Raw genomic sequence first — 19,819 nt, 5'->3', positions numbered from 1 at the left:
ATGCAACCGACCCTCAACACCACCCTGCTGATCATCGGTGGCGGCCCTGGCGGTTATGTCGCGGCCATTCGTGCCGGCCAACTGGGCATTCCCACTGTCCTGGTCGAAGGCCAGGCCTTGGGCGGCACCTGCCTGAATATCGGCTGTATTCCCTCCAAAGCGCTGATTCATGTCGCCGAGCAGTTCCACCAGACCCGGCAGCACAGCCAGCAATCGAGCCTGGGCATCAAGGTCGCGGCACCGAGCCTGGACATCGGCCAGAGCGTGGCCTGGAAAGACGGTATTGTTGATCGTCTGACCAGCGGCGTCGCCGCCCTGCTGAAAAAGCATGGGGTCAAGGTGATCCATGGCTGGGCGAAGATCCTCGACGGCAAGAGCGTCGACGTCGATGGCCAACGCATCCAGTGCGAGCACCTGCTGCTGGCCACCGGCTCCAGCAGCGTCGAATTGCCGATGCTGGCGCTCGGCGGCGCGGTCATCTCTTCCACCGAAGCCCTGGCGCCGAAAGTCCTGCCCAAACACCTGACAGTGGTCGGCGGTGGCTACATTGGCCTGGAGCTGGGCATTGCCTACCGAAAACTCGGCGTCGAGGTCAGTGTGGTCGAAGCGCGTGAGCGGATTCTGCCGACCTATGACAGTGAGCTGACCGCGCCAGTGGCTGAGTCGATCAAAAAGCTCGGGATCAAGCTTTACCTCAAGCACAGCGTCGAAGGCTTTGATACCGACAGCCAGCGCCTGCAGGTACGCGCCCCAGACGGCGAATTGCTGCAACTGGACACCGATCAGGTCCTGGTCGCCGTGGGGCGCAAGCCGCGCACCCAGGGCTTCAACCTGGAGAGCCTGGATTTGAAAATGAACGGTGCGGCCATCGCCATCGACGAGCATTGTCAGACCAGCATGCGCAATGTCTGGGCCATCGGCGACCTCAGCGGTGAACCGATGCTCGCCCACCGGGCCATGGCCCAGGGTGAGATGGTCGCTGAAATCATCGCCGGCAAGAGCCGTCGCTTCGAACCCAGCGCGATTGCTGCGGTGTGCTTCACCGACCCGGAACTGGTGGTGGTCGGCAAGACTCCAGAGAACGCCGAACAGGAAGGCCTGGACTGCATCGTTGCGCAGTTCCCCTTCGCGGCCAATGGCCGGGCCATGACCCTGGAATCGAAAAGCGGTTTCGTGCGCGTGGTCGCACGTCGTGACAATCACCTGATCCTCGGCTGGCAAGCGGTCGGCGTCGGCGTCTCGGAATTGTCAACGGCGTTCGCCCAGTCCCTGGAAATGGGCGCCCGCCTGGAAGATGTGGCGGGTACCATCCATGCCCACCCGACCCTTGGCGAGGCGGTCCAGGAAGCGGCATTGCGGGCATTAGGTCACGCCCTGCACCTGTAACACTGAAGCGGCTGCGGCCGATTTGACCCGCTGCGCGCAAGTGCAGCGGGTCTTTTTTTGCCTTGTTTCCAGCCGCTCAGGCCCAAGGGCGCAGGCGCCGACTAATAGTCGACCGGATCACGGATGATTGGGCAGGTCATGCAGTGGCTGCCGCCACGGCCCCGACCCAGTTCGTTGGCGCTGATGGTGATGACCTCAACGCCAGCCTTGCGCAACAGGGTGTTGGTATAGGTGTTGCGGTCATAACCGAGTACCACACCCGGTTCCAGGCAGACCACGTTGTTACCGTCGTCCCACTGTTCGCGCTCAGCGGCGAAACTGTTGCCACCCGTCTCGACAACACGAAGTTTCTTCAGGCCCAGGGCCTCAGCCACCACGCTGACAAAATCCTTCTCCTCGCGCACCACGTTGATACCGGTGGAACTCCTCTCGTCGGGGCGCAGGCTGAAGGCAACGATTTGCCCGACCTCATCCGGGAAGAGGGTGACCAGGTCACGGTCACAGAAGGTGAAAATAGTATCCAGGTGCATGGCCGCGCGGGACTTTGGCATCCCTGCAACGATCACCCGCTCGGCCGCCCCCTTGGCGAACAGGTTCTGCGCCAGTTGACCAATAGCTTGACGGGACGTCCGCTCGCCCATGCCAATCAGGACGACGCCGTTGCCGATTGGCATCACATCGCCGCCTTCCAGGGTGGAGCAACCGTGATCCTTGTCTGGATCGCCGTACCAGATTTCAAACTCAGCGTTTGTAAATTCCGGGTGAAACTTGTAGATCGCGGTGGTCAATAAGGTTTCCTGACGTCGCGCCGGCCAGTACATCGGGTTCAAGCTTACGCCACCGTAGATCCAGCAAGTGTTGTCTCGGGTGAACTGGGTGTTAGGCAACGGCGGTAACAGGAAGCTGGCTTGACCGAGATACTCGCGGAACATCTTAAGCAGCTTAGAGCCTTCGCTTTCTGGAAAGTCATCGGCGGTCACCCCACCGATCAAGAATTCAGCCAGTTTGCGCGGTTCCAGACCTTCCAGCCAGGAACGCAATTCATTAGTCAGGCCACTGCCAACACTATCGGCGGTGATCTTGCGGTCGAGGATCCACTGCAATGCCTCGGGAATCTGCACGATGTCAGTCAGCAGATTGTGCATTTCCAGGACGTCCACGCCAACTTCGCGCATCTTAGTGACGAAGTCGAAGTGGTCACGTTTGGCCTGGCTCACCCAGATAACGTCGTCAAACAGCAGTTCGTCACAGTTGCTGGGGGTCAGACGCTGGTGGGCAAGCCCCGGCGAGCAGACCATCACTTTACGCAACTTTCCAGCCTCAGAATGAACACCAAGTTTAATTTTTTCCGCGCTCATGGAAACCTCCAATAATATATGCGGTTAGTTTAACTTTCTATAAAAACCCAACACCAAAGCACCCAAGAAAAAACCTCGGACAACTTCATTTAACATCAGTAAGCAACTTCAATAGAGCCCATACGCAACATGCCGATAGCCATTAATATCAGGCACCGCAGCGCTCATTGATTATGTTCTCAGTCACTGTTAATGCTTTCGCACAACTCAGCCGTCTGGACTACCAGAGGTAGCGGTATCCAAGGCTCACAGCCCAAGGCTGTTCCATATGCTCGCCATTGGCGTAATCAACTTGCAGGGATACTTTCTGCTTTTCACTCAGTTGCAAACTGCTACCCAGGCCGAGCTCTCCTCGGGCCCCAGGAAGGGCGTTGTTCAGCTTGTGGCCGTTCACCTTCACGTGAGTATCGCCAGCGAACTCGTCAATGTACGAGGCAGTAACGTATCCCTGCAGACGCATGCCGGAATCCAGCGCGATATCTCTCCCCGCCCGTACACCCAACCTTCCCAGCAGCGAGTCGGTATCTGCACCGCGCACCTTCAGGTCGTTGCTGCTCCGGTAGGTCGGCCCTTCCAGGCGTGTTGCACTGAGCTGTGCCTGCGGCTCAACGAACCAGCCATCCTTAAAGTTGTACTGTTTTCCGACCTCGACACTCACGCCGAAAGCGTTCGCACTGTAGTCACCCTTGACGGGCGTCCCGAGGTTGGTCGGGGTTTTCACTTTGCCGTCCATGTGATTGAACTTGACGACGTTGTCGACATACCAGCCATCGTCACGCAAATAGGTCGCGTAAAGGCCGATGCTTTGGCTGTCCAGCTGCCCTCGGCTGCTCTCACCGAAATGCAACCGCGATTCGCCGGCACCGAACATGCCTCCCAGGAACAGCCGGCCAGCCTCTACGGGGATGGCCTTGTCGACGCCGACCTCGACGCCCTCGTGCTTTTGCTGGTAAGCCCGGCCATAGTGCTTGCCCATGCGCAGATCCTTGCCGATGGCGCGCATCCACACGCCCCCCTGATCGTGCCCCAGACGCAGCTCCCCCAAGCGCTGGACCAAAGTACCCAGCTCCGCGTAGTAGAGGTTGGCGGCGGCGCTCTGCATGCCCAGGGCGACATTGGAGCCCTTGGAAATGATATCGGGCTGCTTGCCACCGGACTCGCCGCCGGGCTTGCCAGGCTCTTCTGGCTCGGGCGATGGCTCTTCTGGACCTTCCGGATCCGGCTCGCCAGGCGCACCGGGGTCTGGCTGTTCAGGGGCTTCCGGGTCCGTGGGCTCACCCTTTTCGGCGCTGACCAGGAGCCAGTCCGTACCTTCCTTTTCCAATGTGTAGCGATACGCGCCGGCATCGATATGGCTGCCATACAGCGAGAACGCCCCATCGCCACCACCACTGCCGACGACTTGCAATGACTCACCGGCAGCTTCGTGCCCGCTGTCCTCGATGATCAACGTGTGACTGCCTGCAACTGTGCCCTCTACCAGCAGCAAGTCACCTTGCCGGCCCATCAAGTCGGTGTGCATGAGGAAGCTCCCGGCCCCGCTCAAGTCCCCGCTCAGGGTGAGGACGTGGTAGCCATCCGCGGAGAAACTGACAAGGGAATTGTCGAGCTCGAGGTGGGTCAGGCTGGAGCTTGAATTCATTTGCCATGACGAGTCATGCAATTCGATGTTCAGTACGCCTTGACTCGCCTCTACCAGCAAGGTATCGCCGCGAAACTGGCTGTCCTGGCCGATCAAGCTTAATCGGCCGTCCCCGTTGACGCTGGCCAGTAAGCCCTTGTCACCGAGGTCCATCGTCGATCCGCTGAGGTTCGACTGCAGGCGGGCGCTGTTTTCAACCTGAAAACCCACAGAGTCGCCGCGGATGTCACTGTTGCTCGCATTGAACACCCCATCACTGGCTGCCTGCGCCTGAACCACCGCGGCTCCTCCAGCAACCTGAGTGTCAAAAACCTCGACCCGGCTTTCTCCCCAGCTCTGTTGGGACTCGACAAACTGTACTACCGGCCCCTGCAGGCCTGAAAGGATGCTGCTACCGACCTCTACCTGGCCGCCACGGTCCACCTGCAAGGCGGCTGCCCCGGTTCCACTCGTGACAACGCTGCTATTTTGTATTTCGACGTGGGCGCTGGTGACGGAAATACCATGACTTTGGTCGCCAACAGTTGAAATTTCAGACGTCGAGATGCTTGCAGCGCCACCGGATGACAACAACAAGCCATGACTGGCGATGCCGGATGTCGCGATGGTGCTGTCTTTCACCTGCAGATCAAACCCGTTGCTCGCACTGACCCCGTGGCTTCCCGCCCCCTCAGTGGTGACACTGGAGTTGCTCAGGATCACATTGCCATTGCTCCGCAAGAGTAACGCCGTGCTGTTGTCCGCCTTTGTCACGATGGTTGAGCGGTCGAAGGACGCCGTGCCGTTGTCATGCACACTCGCAGCGATCGAATCAGCCCCGTTCGCCGTAAGGTTACCGGAGAAATCCATCACACTGCCCGCCATCACTTCTGCGCCGACGGAGCCCGAGCCAGTCGTAGTCACACTTCCCGAGAAGTCCAGAATCCCGGTCTGGACGAACAGGCCTTTGGCATCATCGCCGGTCATTGTCACCTCAACCTCACTCGCTTCGACCCCGCCGCCGGCATATCTGCCACCATCGACCTTGATGCCGAAACCGCCGTTACCGCCAACTGTTATCTGGCTTTCTTCAATAACAAGTTTCTTGTTACTCCACGTAGTAAAGAGAACACCACCGCCTGAACCCGCGTTAATTATTTGCGCGCCCTTGAGATAAAAGTTCAGGTTGCCGACCTTGATTGCCGGCTTAGTTACCGAATCCACTTGAAAGTGGGCATTATCCAGTCCGCTGATGGTCGTCGGTGGCCAGGTGTCGCTCGAGTATTCTTTCGGGTCATAAAATACCTCTGCCATCAGCGCGGTCGAAGCCATACTCACCATTGCAACTAGCACCAACCGGGCAAAGGGTGGCCGCGACACGGCAAACGCATCCACTTCTATCGAGTTCATTCTGTTCAATCTCCTGTTCGCAGACTGTTGGCGCGTAACGCCGTGAACAGGGGACATTTTTATGGCGTACCCCCTCCTCAAAGGAGCAGGGAATACGTAACGATCTGTAGGAATGATCCTACAAGCGTCTGACACGATCCCGAAAAGTGCTCTAGCCTTGAGGCAAGTAGGTAAGGGAGCAGCCATGAGTCAGGTCGTCATTGCCGATGGACACCCCGTCACCAGACACGCCGTGCGCACGCTGCTGGAGAAGGAAGGACATCAGGTCGCCGGGGAGGCCGAGAATGGCGCCGATGCCCTGCAACTGTGTCTTGAGAATCATGTGGACCTGCTGATCCTCGACTTCGACCTGTCCCGCCTGAGCGGGCTCGAGGTCATGCGCCGTCTCCAGGCGCGGGGGGCCAAGGTGCCAGTGCTCGCATTCAGCAGCCAGGTCTCCGAGGACATTGTCCGACGCTTCCTTCAGGCCGGTGCTTCCGGCTTTGTCAGCAAGCAGGTCGACATGAGTGAGTTGAGCCTGGCAATTGCTGTGGTCCTGCGCGGTCGCAGCTATTTCCCCGCGCACCTGCTGAGCAGCGTCAATGCTTCCGAAACCCTGGCGGACGAACGCGAATTGCTGTCGCGCCTGTCCAATCGCGAGGTGAGCGTTCTCTATTTTCTTGCCAGTGGCCTGACCAATCAGCAGATCGCTAATGAACTGACGCTGAGCGAGAAGACGGTCAGCACTTATCGCTCGCGCCTGCAACAAAAACTCAACTTGCGTAGCCTGCCGGAACTGATCGACTTTGCCAGGCGCAATGCGATCGTTGCGGCTCCTGAGTCGCAAGCCGCGACGCCTTCCATCGCAGTGGACGACTTTGCGTTGCTGCAGAACATGATCAATACCCTGCCCGATCCACTCTATGTCCGAGATACCGCGGGCAGGCTGGTCTATGCCAATAGCGCCTTCCTCCACCTGTACGATACGGACCTGTCGCGGGTCAAAGGAACCCGCGTGCTCGACGTCGATTGGCTCCCGCCATCTCAGGCAGAACTGCTGCACAACTTTTTTCTCCAGGCGATCGCAGCAGAACGTCCCTTTACCCGGGATATCGAAGTCACCATTCACGGCAGGCGCCATATCCTGCATCACTGGGGCTCGCCCTACCGCGACAACAATGGCCGGATGCTCGGCATGATTTGCGGCTCCACCGACATCACCGAGCGCCACGACCGCCTCCGCTCGCTACGGGAGGAAAAGGACCGGGCAGAAACCAACAACCTGCAGAAACTCAACTTTCTAGTGCGCTTGAGCAAGGAGTTCACGGTGCCACTGGGTAATATTCTGGCCTTGCTCGATAGCATCCGCGCCCGCGGGCAGGTGAATACGAACAACACTAGCGATCTCAAGGCGATCGCTACCCTCTCCAGCGATCTCAAGGAACTGGTTGAAGATCTGGAAGTGATCGCTCAAATGGAAAGTGGGGAAAGGCGCCCGCAACTGCAATCATTGCGGATCAACGAGATCGCGGAGGCTGCCTGCCTGGCGGCACAACAACGAGCGAAAGACAAAGAACTGTCGCTGATCACCCAACTGGACACCCCGACTTCCCCTCCCGTTCTGGGGGACCCTGTTCTGATACGGGAAATAATTGATTACCTGCTCGCCTATATCCTGCGCGAAACCAACAGCGGTTCGGTCTTCTTTGCCCTGCACAGTGATATTGCCGGGGAAACAACAGCAATCAGAATCAAGGTCTCCGCCCCGCCCAGCCATGATATCGATTCCATGGAGGTTTACTCTCTCGAGGAACTGGCTGCAGACGCCAGCCACTACCTGGTGCACGACGCACCGGTGGGCCTGATCGTGGCAAAGCGCTTGGTCATGCTGCTGCATGGCGACATGATTATCGCCACGCCCCCAGAACGGGGTACTACGGTCAGCGTGCACCTATCATTGCCCACGCTACTGAAATGACTGGACACCCAACACCGCCACCCGCTGGGGCGGCGCGCTCAGTTCACAGAGCACGCTGCGTCGACAGGCTACCGGCTTCGGCTATAAGCCAGTCGATGAACACCTGCACCTCGGGACGTTGTGTGGCCTCAGGACGAGTGACCACGTAATAGGCAAAACGTGACGGCCAGGGTTTGTCCAGGGCCACGACCAATTTGCCGGCGTCGATATCGTCCTGGGCATGGGTGTCCTGGACCAGGGCGATGCCCTGCCCCGCTGCCGCGGCTCGTAACAGCAGCAGGTCCTCTTCAAAGCTCATCCCGCGCTGCCCCTCGTTGCCCACCTGCACCCCATGAGCTTGCAACCAGAGCGTCCAGTCAGCGCGGTCACCGTCCTGCAACAGCGGGTAGTGGAGGCAATCGGCGGGCTCGCGGATAGTCGGCCCCTGGGCCAATAAGCCAGGGCTGATCACCGGCAATAGTACCGGTGCCATCAGCCGAATCGACTCGAGCCCCGGATAATTGCCCAGCCCATGCCGTAGCGCCACATCGACTCGGTCGCGGCTGAAGTCCACCAGCTTTGCCGACGCTTCAACACGCACCTCGATCTGCGCATGCAATGCACTGAAGCGACCGATGCGTGGCACCAGCCAGTTTGAAGCGAACGAAGGCACGGTGCTGATGGTCAGGCTCTTTTCCACCGCCAGGTTTTCCAGCGTCGTATAGGCGTTCTCGATCTGGTCAAAACCGCGAAGCAAGCCGGCATGCACCCGCGCCCCCGCTTCAGTGAGATACACCCCGTGGCGAACACGCACAAACAGCGCAACCCCGACACGCGCCTCCAGTAAACGGATCTGCTGGCTGACCGCGCCAGGGGTGACAGCCAATCGCTCAGCCGCCGCTTTCAGGCTGCCCAAACGTCCCGCCTCGGTAAAGGCGCGCAATGCCAACAACGGTAAGACGGCTCCCACAGCCCCTCCTTGGTTTAGAAAATCTAACGTCACTGGCGAGAAATCATCGTTTCTAAAGGCAACCGCAGCGCCCTAGGATAGTGACCAGCAGCTTAACTGGAAAGCAGCTTGAACAACGCAGGAAGCGAACCATGAATAGCCCGCAACTGGAACTTTATACCGATAGCTCACCTAATGGCTTCAAAATCACCATCGCCCTTGAGGAGCTAGGCTTGCCGTACACCCTCAGGCATGTCCGCATTGACCAAGGCGAACATCGCCGCGGCGAATTCCTCACGCTCAATCCCCATGGCCGCATTCCGGTTCTGGTCGACGCAGAAACGGGCGTCACCCTGTTCGAATCCGCAGCGATCCTGATGTACCTGGCGGAAAAAACCGGGCGCTTGCTGCCTGGTGACCGGGTCATGCGCTGGTCAGCCATTATCTGGTTGGTGTTCCACGCCTCGAGCATGGCCCCCCTTCTCGGCCAACGCGTGCACTACGACATTTTCGACCCATGCCACAACGACGTGGCCGAGCGCTTTCGACGCCTCACCGAAGAAGCCTTCACCACCCTGGACAATCACTTGAAGGACAACTTCTGGCTGGCCGGCCCTGAATACAGCATCGCCGACATTGCCACCTTCGGCTGGATGCATATCGCGCGCATCGTCGATTTCGATTTCAGCCGCTTCAGTCACTTGAGCACTTGGTATGAGCGCGTCAGCCAGCGCCCTGCAGTGCAACGTGGCATTAGCCTGCCCCACCCCGCGACCGGCCCCTGACACTGACTGCAGAAGAGAATCGGCATGAACCAGACCATGATACGCACCGACCGCGCAACCACCCGAGGCGCTAGCGCACCAGCCTTTGCCGCGCACCCTGGCTACACGCGGATGTTTGCTGAAGAGCAACTGACGCTGGGCATCTTTCTGCCACTACGCGTCTATGAAGGCGACATGAGTGTCTTGACCGGCCAGGCCGACCTAGTCAGCGAGATTGACCGATACGGGTTCGCTGCAACCTGGGTCAGGGACGTACCGTTGTTCGATCCGTATTTCGGCGATGCCGGGCAGGTCTTCGATCCGTTCACTTACCTGGCCTATCTGGCCGCCAGAACCAAACGCGTCACCCTGGCTACCGGCAGCGCGATTTTTTCTTTGCGTCATCCGATTGACCTAGCCAAAGCAGCGTCAACCATCGATCAATTGTCCGGTGGACGCCTGGTCATGGGCATCGCCTCGGGCGACCGCCCGCTCGAGTTTCCGGCCTACGGCCTGGAGCACAGTGAGCGCGGTGAACGCTTCGCTGAAGCGGTGGATTACTTTCGGCAGTTACTGCAAAGCGGCGAAGAAACCATCCGCTCACCGTTGGGACACCTGAGTGATGCGCAACTTCTGCCCAAGCCCACCACCGGCAATATCCCCTTGCTGGTCACCGGTTCCTCACGCCAATCGATGCAATGGCTAGGTGAACAGGCCGATGGCTGGCTGACCTACCCGGAATCAACTCAGAGCATCTTAGGGCCGCGGCGTCTTGCGGAAAAAATACGCGCCTGGCGCAACCATATTCCGGATCAGGGCTTCCGCCCCCACGTTACCAACGAATGGATCGACCTGAGCGAAGACCCCGACTTCCCGCGAACGCCGTTACGCGGTGGTTATGTCCTCAAGACCGGCCGACGGGGCTTGATCGAGCTACTCGGCGAATGGCGGGATGCCGGCGTCAATCACGCGGCCATCGGCATCCACCTGGCAGAGCGCCCGGCACAAGAAATCATTCAGGAACTGGCTGAGGAAGTCCTGCCGTTGTTCCCCTCCCACGACGGCCCCCTGCCACTGGCACAGCATTGGTAAACAACCCACCGCAGTTGCCGGAACACCTTCGCGCTTCCGGCAGCCGCGATTTCATTCAATCACTTACAAGGGGACCCTAAGCGCAGTGTAGGGCCGTATGAAGGAAGCGAGCGGTTTGCCTGCTTCTCCAAGAAAAAGTAGGCCACCGTAAAGGCGCAAGAGACCAGTAACGTCACCACATCGAATGGATAAGCTCGCACCAAGCAACCCAAACACACCCCCGACAATCTGTGAAGAACCTTTTTTATTCACACACTTTGTCTTTACCAGTGGCCTTGGCCCGATACAACGCTTGATCGGCACGCGTCAGCATCTGTGCCTGACCTTCACCTTCCAGGCGTTGCACCACGCCATAACTCATGGTCAATCGGCACTCGCCAACAGGGGGAGCCTGCTCCAGAGCCTGACGAATCGTCGCCGCCTGCTGGCGGGCATCGTCAAGCGTTGCCTCGACCAGCACCACGACAAACTCATCACCGCCCCAACGTGCCAGCAGATCCTTGTCACGCAGACAGTCCCTGACACGTCCGACCAGATCAATCAGGGCACTGTCACCACGGGCATGACCATAGCGATCATTGATCGGTTTGAAATCGTCCAGATCCATCACGATCAATGACAACGGCTGGCGAAAACGCTGGGCTCGCTCACATTCCAGCTGCAGGACTTTTTCCAGGCGGTAGCGGTTGGCAATCAGCGTCAAGGCATCACGCTCGGCCAGGTCGCGATTCTCGTCCAATTGACGCTGTAATTGCTGGTTCACCCAGGACAGCTCACGAGTGCGCTCGGCAACCAGCGCCTCAAGTGACAGGTTCTGCTGCTCCAAGTGCGCCAACAAACGCTTGCTCGCATCGATGTTGCGATGGGCACCGAGCATGCGGGCTACTGATCCATCTGGATTGCACTCGATGATATGGCCGCTGTCTTCAATCCACAGGTAGCTGCCATCCTGACATTTGCAGCGGTACTGCACTCGATACTGTTCAGCGCGCTGGGTGATATAGGCTTCGAAATGTTCCATCACCCGCGGGTAATCGTCGGGATGGATCACACTCTCCCAGGTGAACACCGAGTTATCCAGGGAATGGCTGGCATAGCCAAGCATCTTGTACCAACCCGGGTTGCGGTAGACATAACCGGTATTGGCATTCCAATCCCAAATACCGTCGCTGATCAGCTCCAGCAGGGTTTGCAGTTGCGCGTCAGCGAACGCTACCGATGGAACCTTCGGTGCTGGCGATTCAGGTGCTTGACTCATGGACTCTCTCCCTTGTCCCGGACAACGTCGTCCCAGCTATGCCTTGCAGCTGCCACTCCAGTCGGCTTGCCGCCGACGGCAAGGCTTTTCCCCTGCAAGGCAAAAATGCTCCGAGGTTGCGCCAGTGGCACCACCTCGCCCCCTAATATAGTAGAACCTGGAGGGCTGTTGACCAGCTGGCACAGGATTTGCCACTGCTCGATCGTACATCTGCATTCGATCAAGGAGAACGATCTGGTGAACATCATCAATGCAACCAGCTGGCAGCAGCAGGCGATCAACCCCTTACGCAGTAGTGAAGCTGCCGCTGAGCAGCAGGCACAATTTCGTGCAGTAGTTGCCAGCAACGGTGCATCTGCACAACAACAAAATCGCGGCAATACCGCCCAGCAAAATGCCGACGACGCCCGCGAAGAAGCCTTCGCCAAGCTTAAGATACAGCTGCAAAATCCGGACTCCAGTCGCCGCGAGCAGGCCAGTGTCGCCAAGGCCGATGCCCCGGCCAGCAGTGCCGCCCAAGAGTTTCGCGACTACATGGCCCTCTCGCCTGCCGAGAAGATCAAACTCAAACTATTGAACGAACTGGGCATCACTCAGGAAGAGTTCGACAGCATGCCACCTGAGGAGCAGGAAAAGATCGAGCGCAAGATTGCCGATCAGATGAAAAAGGAAACCGAGTTGCAATCGCTGGCGGCGCTGAATGCGCATGTTCAGGCTCCAGTACTTTCGGCCAAGCGGGTGGCGCAACTGACACCAACGAATCCGGCGGCAGAAAAGCCGAATGCTGACTGGTTGCAAACCGATCCACTGGCTTGAGCAGAACGCTCAACTGAGGCTACCCAAGTAGCCTCGGTTGTACTCAGGCATGCACCCAAAACGCACTTTCTGCAAACTGTTCGCCATTCCACCAATTTGCCTTGCCGGTGCCATAGCGAAAATTGGTCGCACCTGCCTGGCTCTGCAGGGGCGCGATCACGTTGCCGGCCGAATCACGTCTGGCGCTGAACGCCGGCGTTTCCGGAACGATGACGACAATATGCCCTGACTTGCCCTCCTCCTTGCGCCGCGCCACGATCAGACCTAAGCCGCCCTGATTGGCCGCCTGTTGAAGCTTGTTCAGCGTTCCGGTCTGGCGCCAACCAAAATCAGCGCCGAAGTCGCGCAACCAGCGGAACAGGTCATTGGCGCGCATTTCGAAAATCGTGTCGCCAATCAGCGGCTCTACCTGAATGCCCTTGGCCAGAGCAATGGCAGCCTTGGAAGTCCACCACACTCGCGGCAGGTACACGCCCGCCAAGTGGCAATAGTCGTGGCAATAGATATTGCAGAAAGTCAGTCCACTGTGCGGCTGATAGCGCTTATGTGCAGGACTGTCTACTGCCTGCCATTTGATGATGGCGGCAAGCTCACCGCGTAGCTCATCCGGTGACGTGCCTTGGCGCGTCGGTTGGCCTGACTCGTTCAAGGAATGGGCACCCGCGGTATCCGTGCGCCGGGTCACGCGCCCAGGCTTTCTAGGCATCGATACCGCCACCACACCTGTGCTCGGCGATGATACCGCTGGAGCGACGACAGGAATGTCATCAAGGTCAGGCGCCGCCAGCAGAAACTTCTGCGAGACAAAACCGCGCAGCAACGCTCCCGCCAGGGAGGTTTCCACTTCACGAAAACCACCTTGAGCTTTTGTCGTCACCGCGCGCACGGGGTGACCATCGGGCAAGTGGCCAATCACATTGGCTTGTGGCGGATCACTGATACTGGGTTCGCTTCGCACCCGCAGCATGCTCTCGCGGGTTTCTACCCGAAAGAAGTCTCCGTGTGCCTGCACAGGGCTTGGCATCGGCACCAACGCCAAGCCGGCGGCCGGTGCCACGAGCGCTGGAGCTGAGCCCGGCAGCGCTACCGTCTGGGCAAGGAGAATGAAATCGAAAATTTTCTCGCCATAGAAGTGCTGGCCATCGAAATGGCCCTGCTGCAGTCCCTTCTTCGGATTGAAGCCGCCAGTGTTGTAGGCAATGGCCACCGCAGCCAACTCATGAGTCGTCAGTGCCGAACGCCCCTGAAACCCCAGTTTTTTCAATCCGCGCTTAAGCTCTTCGATACACATGCCCAAGGTGGCGTCGAAGTGTTCATATCGCCGCTCCAGAAAGTAACCCGGATCGCCTTTGAAGAACTGCAGATCGCGCTGGAAGATGCCAAAGCCATGACAGAACTTGTTCGGCTTTTTCGCCACTGCGGCGAAGCCAGGTATGTGCTCGGCCATGTCGACCAGGGCTTGATGAGCCAGATCGAACATCGCTGCACCCTGTGGTGCGGCCAGCAAGTCTGCCTTGGTTTTGGGGAATGCCGAGCGGCCTTTGTCAGCGTCCAGAGTGTCCCCTACACACAAGGCCAGGATCTGCTCATTGCTCATGGCTTTACTACGCAGGACCGACCACACGTGCCCGGTTTCCTGGCAGGCAATCGCGGTGATGAAATCAACGGTAAATGGCAAACCGCTAAGTTGGGGGGTAATCAGCGGTTGAAACTGAGTCTTGAACCACAACACATCGGCGCGGTTGGGCATGGCGGATCTCCCGAGCACAAGTGAACGTGCGCACGAACACCACCCGGACTGCGACTCGGGAAAACGGGTTAGTTTTCAGATCCTTCTAAGTACAAGTAAAGCCACAGACAACTGAGCGTCAAGTTTTTGTTCACGCCAGGTGACACTGCAACTATGGAGGCTAGATGAACCGCCTGAGGCGTCGCACGAGGTAAGAATGGTGTCCCAGGGCAGGTTCGAACCATTATCTGTGGTTTGGTACTGCTTGTGACGGGTTGATTATACCTAAGCGCATGATTATCAAGCGCTTTTTGCTCCAGCATTATCCGCACCCAAGTGCGGTTAAACCCTGAACGTTAGCCAACCAGTGTGTTTCTGCTGGCTGAACCTGACCAATTTCAGTCCGCTGACTGATTTCTGATCCAAGCGTCCAGTAGGCGGCCATTCTTCGGATTGATCGCGCTCAGCGTGAGCGGCTGCTTTCGGAAAGCTGACATCCAGGCGCGCCTTAATTTGGCGACCTGTCACACGCATGCAGTCATTCGCAAAAACGTGGCGCGGCACCTGTCTCCTGGAAAGCGTTGAGTGCTGCAACTAGCGCTGAGCTTCACCTGAGATATCTTCCGGCAGGTGGATAATTTTTAAGCTTGGCTTCAACGTTGATTTGAATCAATAAAGCGCCACGGACTGTGTTGTAAACAGCGCACCAACCTTGTGAGGATGCAGTTTGATGCACGAGCCCAATTTGACAACCCGAATTATCTGCAACGATCGTGAACTGGCCGACCAACTGCACCACCTGTTGGTTCACACAGTACCAGATTGCGAGGTACTGACCGCGCCGCGCGATTGCAGTGCGGCGCCTTTTTGCCGTTGGCTCGGTGAGGCACCGTTAGGGCCGGCTGGGCAGGTACAGGTCGCTTTAGTCGAGGCTATTGAGGTTCTGGAGCGGACTCGCCACGCCTTCAAATCCCGCGAACTGGGACAACTACGGCAGCACTTGAACGCATTACTGGACACATTGTCAGACAATCCAAAATGATGTAAATATGCCATCAGTAGGTTCCGTTCAATGCGGGAACCGGCTTTGCCGAGCAGGACAACGGGCCTGAAAGACGAAGCGCCGTGACACCAGTTCTTGACCAGAACTCGTTGTCATGGCGTTTTTTTTTGTCAGCGAATAGGAATCGGTACAAGAACAGGGGCGTGAGAATGAAGGTGACAAAAGATCTGACGGAGTTGCTCAGGCGTATCCGTCTTGATCATGAGGAGATTATCGAGCGCTTCCGCTTTCTCGACTGGAGTGCCGAAGATGCCGAGCGGCTCGGCGCAGCAGCTCAGCGCATGTCCCCAGCTCAGCAGGCTTTCGTCGATCATTTGTATTGTCACCTAGCGAAATTCCCCACGCCGTCAGCGCTACTCCGCGCGCCGGAGGTCACCGCCCGACTGAAGCACAGCCAGGCCGAGTATTACCAGTGTTTGTGGGGCGGCCCCTACGATGATGACTATATCAACGGCCGTCTGCGTATCGGTGTGATCCACCAACAGGTCGGTCTGGAATTGAAGTGGTATCTCGGCGCCTATCGGCTGTACCTCGACGACATGCTTGTAAGCGTTCTCGGCGACAGTCACAACGCCACTCTCTACTCGAGTCTGTTGAAAGCGGTGTTCTTCGACATGACCTTGGCCATCGACACCTACAGTGCGGCACAGCACAAGGCTCTGGAAGACAGCGAGGCGCGCTTCGCCCGTGCTCTGCGTGGTGCCAATGACGGACTCTGGGATTGGCATGTCGATCAGGATCGACTGTATGTTTCAGAACGCTGGGCCAGCATGCTCGGCCTCAGCCGCGATAGCATCGGCGAAAGCAGTTCCAGTTGGTTCGGGCGCGTGCATCCGGACGATCTACCGGATTTTCGCCAGGCCATTGATGCCCACTTACAAGGGCTGACATCGTCGGTACACCATGAGTACCGCATCCGCCAAGACAATGGTGGCTATATTTGGGTTCTCATGCGCGGGGTCGCCGACGCGACGACACCCGGTCATCTGCGCATGGCCGGCTCTCAGTCCGATATCAGCGCACGCAAAGACGCCGAGCAGCGCCTCAAACATGCCGCCCACCATGACCCGCTGACCGGCCTGGCCAACCGTATGCGCCTTGACGAGCAAATGCAGAAAACAATGGTGGAAAAGCGCAAGGGAGGTACCCAGGAGGCGCTGCTGTTCATCGACCTCGATCGCTTCAAGTTGATCAACGATAGCCTCGGCCACAACGTTGGTGATCGAGTACTGGTAGAAGTGGCGCAGCGCTTGAGAAGTTCTCTGCGCCCTGCTGATCAACTATTCCGCTTCGGCGGGGACGAGTTCATCGTACTGCTTCATGATCTCACCTGCGCCCGTGACGCGGAGCGAGTATCCCAACGCATTCTCGACAATCTGCATCAACCGCTGCACATGGACAATCGTACCCTAGTAGTTAGTGCGAGCATTGGTATCGCCCCATTGCACGATAACGGCAAAGTACTGGATGTCTTGCAGGCCGCCGACCTTGCGCTCTACAGCGCCAAGTCTGCCGGCAAGGCGCGATTTGCCCACTACAGTGAAGCGTTGCAAGATACGGCTCAGCATCATTTGGAACTGGAGTCCGCCCTGGGCCAGGCGCTGCAACACAATGAGTTCGAGTTGCACTATCAACCGATCTATCGTCTTGACCAAGGGGCGCCCCTCGTGTCTGGGGTCGAAGCGCTGTTACGGTGGCGCCATGGTGAACGCTTGATCTCACCGCTGGAGTTCATCCCAGCGCTGGAGGAGTCGGGGGAAATCATTCGCGTCGGCGAATGGGTATTGCGCCAAGCCTGCCAGCAGACCCGCTTCTGGCAACTGGCCGGACATGACCGTCTGCGCTGTTCAGTGAACATCTCCAGCACCCAATTGCAACAAGTCGACTTCTCCCTTCGGCTAATCGACATCCTGCAAGAAAGCGGCCTACCACCAGCCAGCCTGATCCTGGAGATTACTGAAAGCCAGCTGATGCATGACGACATGGACACACTGGCCTGTCTGAACGAATTGGCCAGCCTTGGCGTGTTGTTGGCGCTGGACGATTTTGGCACCGGTTACTCCTCCCTTGGGTATCTCACACGCTTTCCGCTGCACATCCTCAAGCTGGATAAAAGTTTCATCGGCGGCATCCCGTACGACAAAAAACAGAGCCTGATCAGCCACGCGATCATCGGCCTTGGCCGTAACCTTGGCCTGGAGGTAGTGGCCGAGGGCATCGAGAACCCGGCACAACTGGACTTTGTAGCCAGTGAAGGCTGCCATTACGCCCAGGGCTACTGGTTTAGCCGGCCACGACCCGCTGACCAGATGCCACGGCTGCTCAGTGGAGAAGACTGTTTCGAGGGGCATTGGTGCCCATAGCTGTACGCACGGTAGGTACCCAGCGGTTATCCATCAGTTCAGGAAGCAAACCATGAAAGTCAATCTTCCGGTCAGTGGTTGTGCAGTCCAATTCAGCGCCAATGCGAACATACTTTCAACAACCAACCCCAAGGGCACCATCACCTACGTTAATCCGGACTTCATCAACATCAGCGGCTTCAGTGAGGCCGAATTGCTCGGCGTCAATCACAACATCGTGCGCCACCCGGATATGCCGCCGGAAGCGTTCGCACACCTGTGGCAGACCCTCAAGGCCGGACGCTCATGGATGGGACTTGTAAAAAATCGCTGTAAGAATGGGGACCACTACTGGGTCAGCGCCTACGCCACGCCGATGCAGCGCAATGGTGAAACAGTGGAATACCAATCGGTTCGCACCCTCCCACCGAAAGCACTGGTAGACGCCGCCGAACATCTTTATGCACAGTTGCGCAACGGTAAAAAAACACACTACCTGCGCCCGTCACGACTGTCCGTCCGCATGCGCCTGGCGCTTGCAAGTGCCGGGCTGAACCTGCTTGGCTTTACCGCTTTGGGCTTGGTTGGCGTCCTCTCCTGGAGTCATGCGGCCATCGTTGCGCCGCTATTCACCTTATTGCTCGGCGGCCTGCTGTACCACGGCCTGCGTCCCCTCGACGCCCTTGCCCGAAAAGCCAAAAATATCGCCGATAACCCGCTCAGCCAAATGCTGTACAGCGGCCGCCGCGACCAATTTGGACAAATCGATTTCACGTTGCAAATGCTCAACGCTGAGACGAGGGCAGTCGTCGGCCGCATTGCCGACTCGGCCCGTCAGTTGAACAATGAGGTCGACGAGCTGGCTGCCGCAGTGGACAAAAGCAACTGTGCGACCTTGCAACAGCAAGGGGAAACCTCTCAGGTGGCAAGCGCCATCACCCAGATGGCCAGCAGCGTGCAGGAGGTGGCGCGCAACGCTCAGCTCACTGCCAGTGCCGTGAGCTTGGCTGATCAAGAAACTGATCGAGGTCGACAACTGGTTGAGCAAACCCGCCAGCACATAGACAGCCTAGCCAGTGAGGTGCAACAGACCAGTACGGTGATTCACCAATTGGAACAGCATGGCCAAGAAATCAACCGCGTACTTGAGGTCATCCAAAGTATCGCTGAACAGACAAACCTACTAGCCCTCAATGCCGCCATCGAGGCCGCTCGCGCCGGCGAGGCTGGACGTGGATTCGCAGTCGTCGCCGACGAGGTGCGCGGGCTGGCATCGCGCACTCAGCAATCCACCGCAGAAATCCAGGGCACCATCGATACCTTGCGATGCTCCACCGAGGATGCTGTGGTCGCGATGCAACGCAGCCACAGTAAGGCCGAAGCCAGTGTTGAACAGGCGCTGTTCGCCGCCCTGGCGCTGGATGGGATCACCCAACGAGTCGGTGAAATCAGCGATATGAGTGTGCAAATTGCCGCTGCCGTGGAGGAGCAGAGCGCGGTTAGTGACAGTATCCAGTGCAACCTGAACGGTATCAGTCAAGCCAACCAAAGTAATGTACTTGCCAGCAACCAGAGCCGCACGACTGCTGCTCATGTCGCCAAACTGGCCGAGCGCCTTCAACTGCTATCGGCGCAATTCTGGGGCCGTCAACGTAATGAGTGACGGAATAGAGCTGAAAGCTAAGCACTCACCCCAAAACCAGCTAGGACTGGATAACCAACTGTTGATGTTTGCCCGTCACTGGTATCTGAGCGGTGCCTATCTGCGCTGTACGAGCTGTAACACCGGACAAAAAGCCAGCGAAGCCAACTTGGCGTTCCTCCACGAAAACACCTGTCGTCGCGCGGATTCCCAGCACTACCCGTGGCATGAGCTTGCGTGCATTCTGCATTGGGTACCGAGCGAAGATGTCGTTTATATCTAAGTCTTACCCTGCGGGAATAGCTTCTCACGGTCGATCAGAGTGGATTACCGCCCGGAAAAGACAAAACCCCTACCTGCATATGCAGATAGGGGTTTCGGAATTTAATCTTGACGATGACCTACTCTCACATGGGGAAACCCCACACTACCATCGGCGATGCATCGTTTCAC

At 58.0% G+C, this 19,819-nt stretch carries 13 protein-coding genes and 1 pseudogene; 9 read left to right on the top strand and 5 right to left on the bottom strand.

What is annotated here, in order from left to right:
• Entirely contained in the window at positions 1-1,386 is a 1,386-nt protein-coding gene (gene lpdA / locus C6382_RS14685; RefSeq protein ID WP_107025144.1) for a dihydrolipoyl dehydrogenase, read from the top strand.
• A 101-nt stretch (positions 1,387-1,487) separates the two neighbouring features.
• Here lpdA and arcA read toward each other — a convergent pair whose 3' ends face one another.
• Together arcA and C6382_RS14675 are read right to left on the bottom strand one after the other, a co-directional pair.
• Positions 1,488-2,744, bottom strand: a complete 1,257-nt coding sequence (arcA, locus tag C6382_RS14680; RefSeq protein ID WP_107025143.1) for an arginine deiminase — start codon at positions 2,742-2,744, stop codon at positions 1,488-1,490.
• Between the two features lie 220 nt (positions 2,745-2,964).
• Positions 2,965-5,775 (bottom strand): autotransporter outer membrane beta-barrel domain-containing protein, encoded by a 2,811-nt coding sequence (locus C6382_RS14675; protein ID WP_158262111.1) that lies wholly within the window; start codon positions 5,773-5,775, stop codon positions 2,965-2,967.
• A 184-nt stretch (positions 5,776-5,959) separates the two neighbouring features.
• Between C6382_RS14675 and C6382_RS14670 the strand changes: the two genes are divergently transcribed.
• Positions 5,960-7,732 (top strand): response regulator, encoded by a 1,773-nt coding sequence (locus C6382_RS14670; RefSeq protein ID WP_107025141.1) that lies wholly within the window; start codon positions 5,960-5,962, stop codon positions 7,730-7,732.
• Positions 7,733-7,775: 43 nt separating this feature from the next.
• On the opposite strand, the gene gcvA is transcribed toward C6382_RS14670, so the two are convergent.
• Positions 7,776-8,681: a transcriptional regulator GcvA gene (gcvA, locus tag C6382_RS14665; protein WP_107025140.1), complete on the bottom strand. Its 906-nt coding sequence runs from the start codon at positions 8,679-8,681 to the stop codon at positions 7,776-7,778.
• Positions 8,682-8,812: 131 nt separating this feature from the next.
• Here gcvA and C6382_RS14660 point away from each other — a divergent pair, with 131 nt between their 5' ends.
• Positions 8,813-9,445: a glutathione S-transferase family protein gene (locus C6382_RS14660; RefSeq protein ID WP_107025139.1), complete on the top strand. Its 633-nt coding sequence runs from the start codon at positions 8,813-8,815 to the stop codon at positions 9,443-9,445.
• A 24-nt stretch (positions 9,446-9,469) separates the two neighbouring features.
• Positions 9,470-10,516: an LLM class oxidoreductase gene (locus C6382_RS14655; protein ID WP_256589106.1), complete on the top strand. Its 1,047-nt coding sequence runs from the start codon at positions 9,470-9,472 to the stop codon at positions 10,514-10,516.
• Positions 10,517-10,760: 244 nt separating this feature from the next.
• On the opposite strand, the gene C6382_RS14650 is transcribed toward C6382_RS14655, so the two are convergent.
• Positions 10,761-11,774 carry a diguanylate cyclase gene (locus C6382_RS14650; protein ID WP_107025138.1) on the bottom strand — a complete coding sequence of 338 codons (1,014 nt, stop codon included), beginning with the start codon at positions 11,772-11,774 and terminating at the stop codon, positions 10,761-10,763.
• A 237-nt stretch (positions 11,775-12,011) separates the two neighbouring features.
• Here C6382_RS14650 and C6382_RS14645 point away from each other — a divergent pair, with 237 nt between their 5' ends.
• Positions 12,012-12,590: a hypothetical protein gene (locus C6382_RS14645; RefSeq protein ID WP_146146913.1), complete on the top strand. Its 579-nt coding sequence runs from the start codon at positions 12,012-12,014 to the stop codon at positions 12,588-12,590.
• Positions 12,591-12,633: 43 nt separating this feature from the next.
• Here the strand turns inward: C6382_RS14645 and C6382_RS14640 are convergent, their stop codons facing one another.
• On the bottom strand, positions 12,634-14,340 hold the full coding sequence (locus C6382_RS14640) for a hypothetical protein (RefSeq protein WP_107025136.1): 1,707 nt from the start codon (positions 14,338-14,340) through the stop codon (positions 12,634-12,636).
• Between the two features lie 709 nt (positions 14,341-15,049).
• Here C6382_RS14640 and C6382_RS14635 point away from each other — a divergent pair.
• The 4 genes and pseudogenes from C6382_RS14635 (at position 15,050) to C6382_RS14625 (ending at position 19,387) form a co-directional block, all read left to right on the top strand.
• Positions 15,050-15,361, top strand: coding sequence for a hypothetical protein (locus C6382_RS14635; RefSeq protein WP_107025135.1), 312 nt, complete (start codon positions 15,050-15,052; stop codon positions 15,359-15,361).
• Positions 15,362-15,531: 170 nt separating this feature from the next.
• Complete coding sequence (locus C6382_RS14630) at positions 15,532-17,745, top strand: EAL domain-containing protein (RefSeq protein WP_107025134.1); 2,214 nt, start codon at positions 15,532-15,534, stop codon at positions 17,743-17,745.
• 52 nt (positions 17,746-17,797) lie between these two features.
• Positions 17,798-18,127, top strand: a pseudogene (locus C6382_RS24715) (PAS domain-containing protein); the annotation flags it as partial.
• Positions 18,101-19,387, top strand: coding sequence for a methyl-accepting chemotaxis protein (locus C6382_RS14625; protein ID WP_371919626.1), 1,287 nt, complete (start codon positions 18,101-18,103; stop codon positions 19,385-19,387). The pseudogene C6382_RS24715 and the gene C6382_RS14625, both read left to right, overlap by 27 nt.
• The last annotated feature ends 432 nt before the right edge of the window (positions 19,388-19,819 follow it).

Source organism: Pseudomonas sp. BBP2017 (genome assembly GCF_003024385.1).
In the GTDB taxonomy this organism is placed as follows: Bacteria; Pseudomonadota; Gammaproteobacteria; order Pseudomonadales; family Pseudomonadaceae; genus Aquipseudomonas.
Note: the sequence above shows the minus strand (reverse complement) of the source record. Positions and strands in the feature narration are given on the sequence as shown.

What these genes read in the sequence shown, in the direction of transcription:
- C6382_RS14655 (WP_256589106.1), top strand. Translation starts at nt 9,470, where the DNA reads ATGAACCAGACCATGATACGCACCGACCGCGCAACCACCCGAGGCGCT.
- C6382_RS14625 (WP_371919626.1), top strand. Translation starts at nt 18,101, where the DNA reads ATGCAGCGCAATGGTGAAACAGTGGAATACCAATCGGTTCGCACCCTC.
- lpdA (WP_107025144.1), top strand. Translation starts at nt 1, where the DNA reads ATGCAACCGACCCTCAACACCACCCTGCTGATCATCGGTGGCGGCCCT.
- C6382_RS14670 (WP_107025141.1), top strand. Translation starts at nt 5,960, where the DNA reads ATGAGTCAGGTCGTCATTGCCGATGGACACCCCGTCACCAGACACGCC.
- C6382_RS14630 (WP_107025134.1), top strand. Translation starts at nt 15,532, where the DNA reads ATGAAGGTGACAAAAGATCTGACGGAGTTGCTCAGGCGTATCCGTCTT.
- C6382_RS14660 (WP_107025139.1), top strand. Translation starts at nt 8,813, where the DNA reads ATGAATAGCCCGCAACTGGAACTTTATACCGATAGCTCACCTAATGGC.
- C6382_RS14635 (WP_107025135.1), top strand. Translation starts at nt 15,050, where the DNA reads ATGCACGAGCCCAATTTGACAACCCGAATTATCTGCAACGATCGTGAA.
- C6382_RS14675 (WP_158262111.1), bottom strand. Translation starts at nt 5,775, where the DNA reads ATGAACTCGATAGAAGTGGATGCGTTTGCCGTGTCGCGGCCACCCTTT.
- C6382_RS14640 (WP_107025136.1), bottom strand. Translation starts at nt 14,340, where the DNA reads ATGCCCAACCGCGCCGATGTGTTGTGGTTCAAGACTCAGTTTCAACCG.
- arcA (WP_107025143.1), bottom strand. Translation starts at nt 2,744, where the DNA reads ATGAGCGCGGAAAAAATTAAACTTGGTGTTCATTCTGAGGCTGGAAAG.
- C6382_RS14650 (WP_107025138.1), bottom strand. Translation starts at nt 11,774, where the DNA reads ATGAGTCAAGCACCTGAATCGCCAGCACCGAAGGTTCCATCGGTAGCG.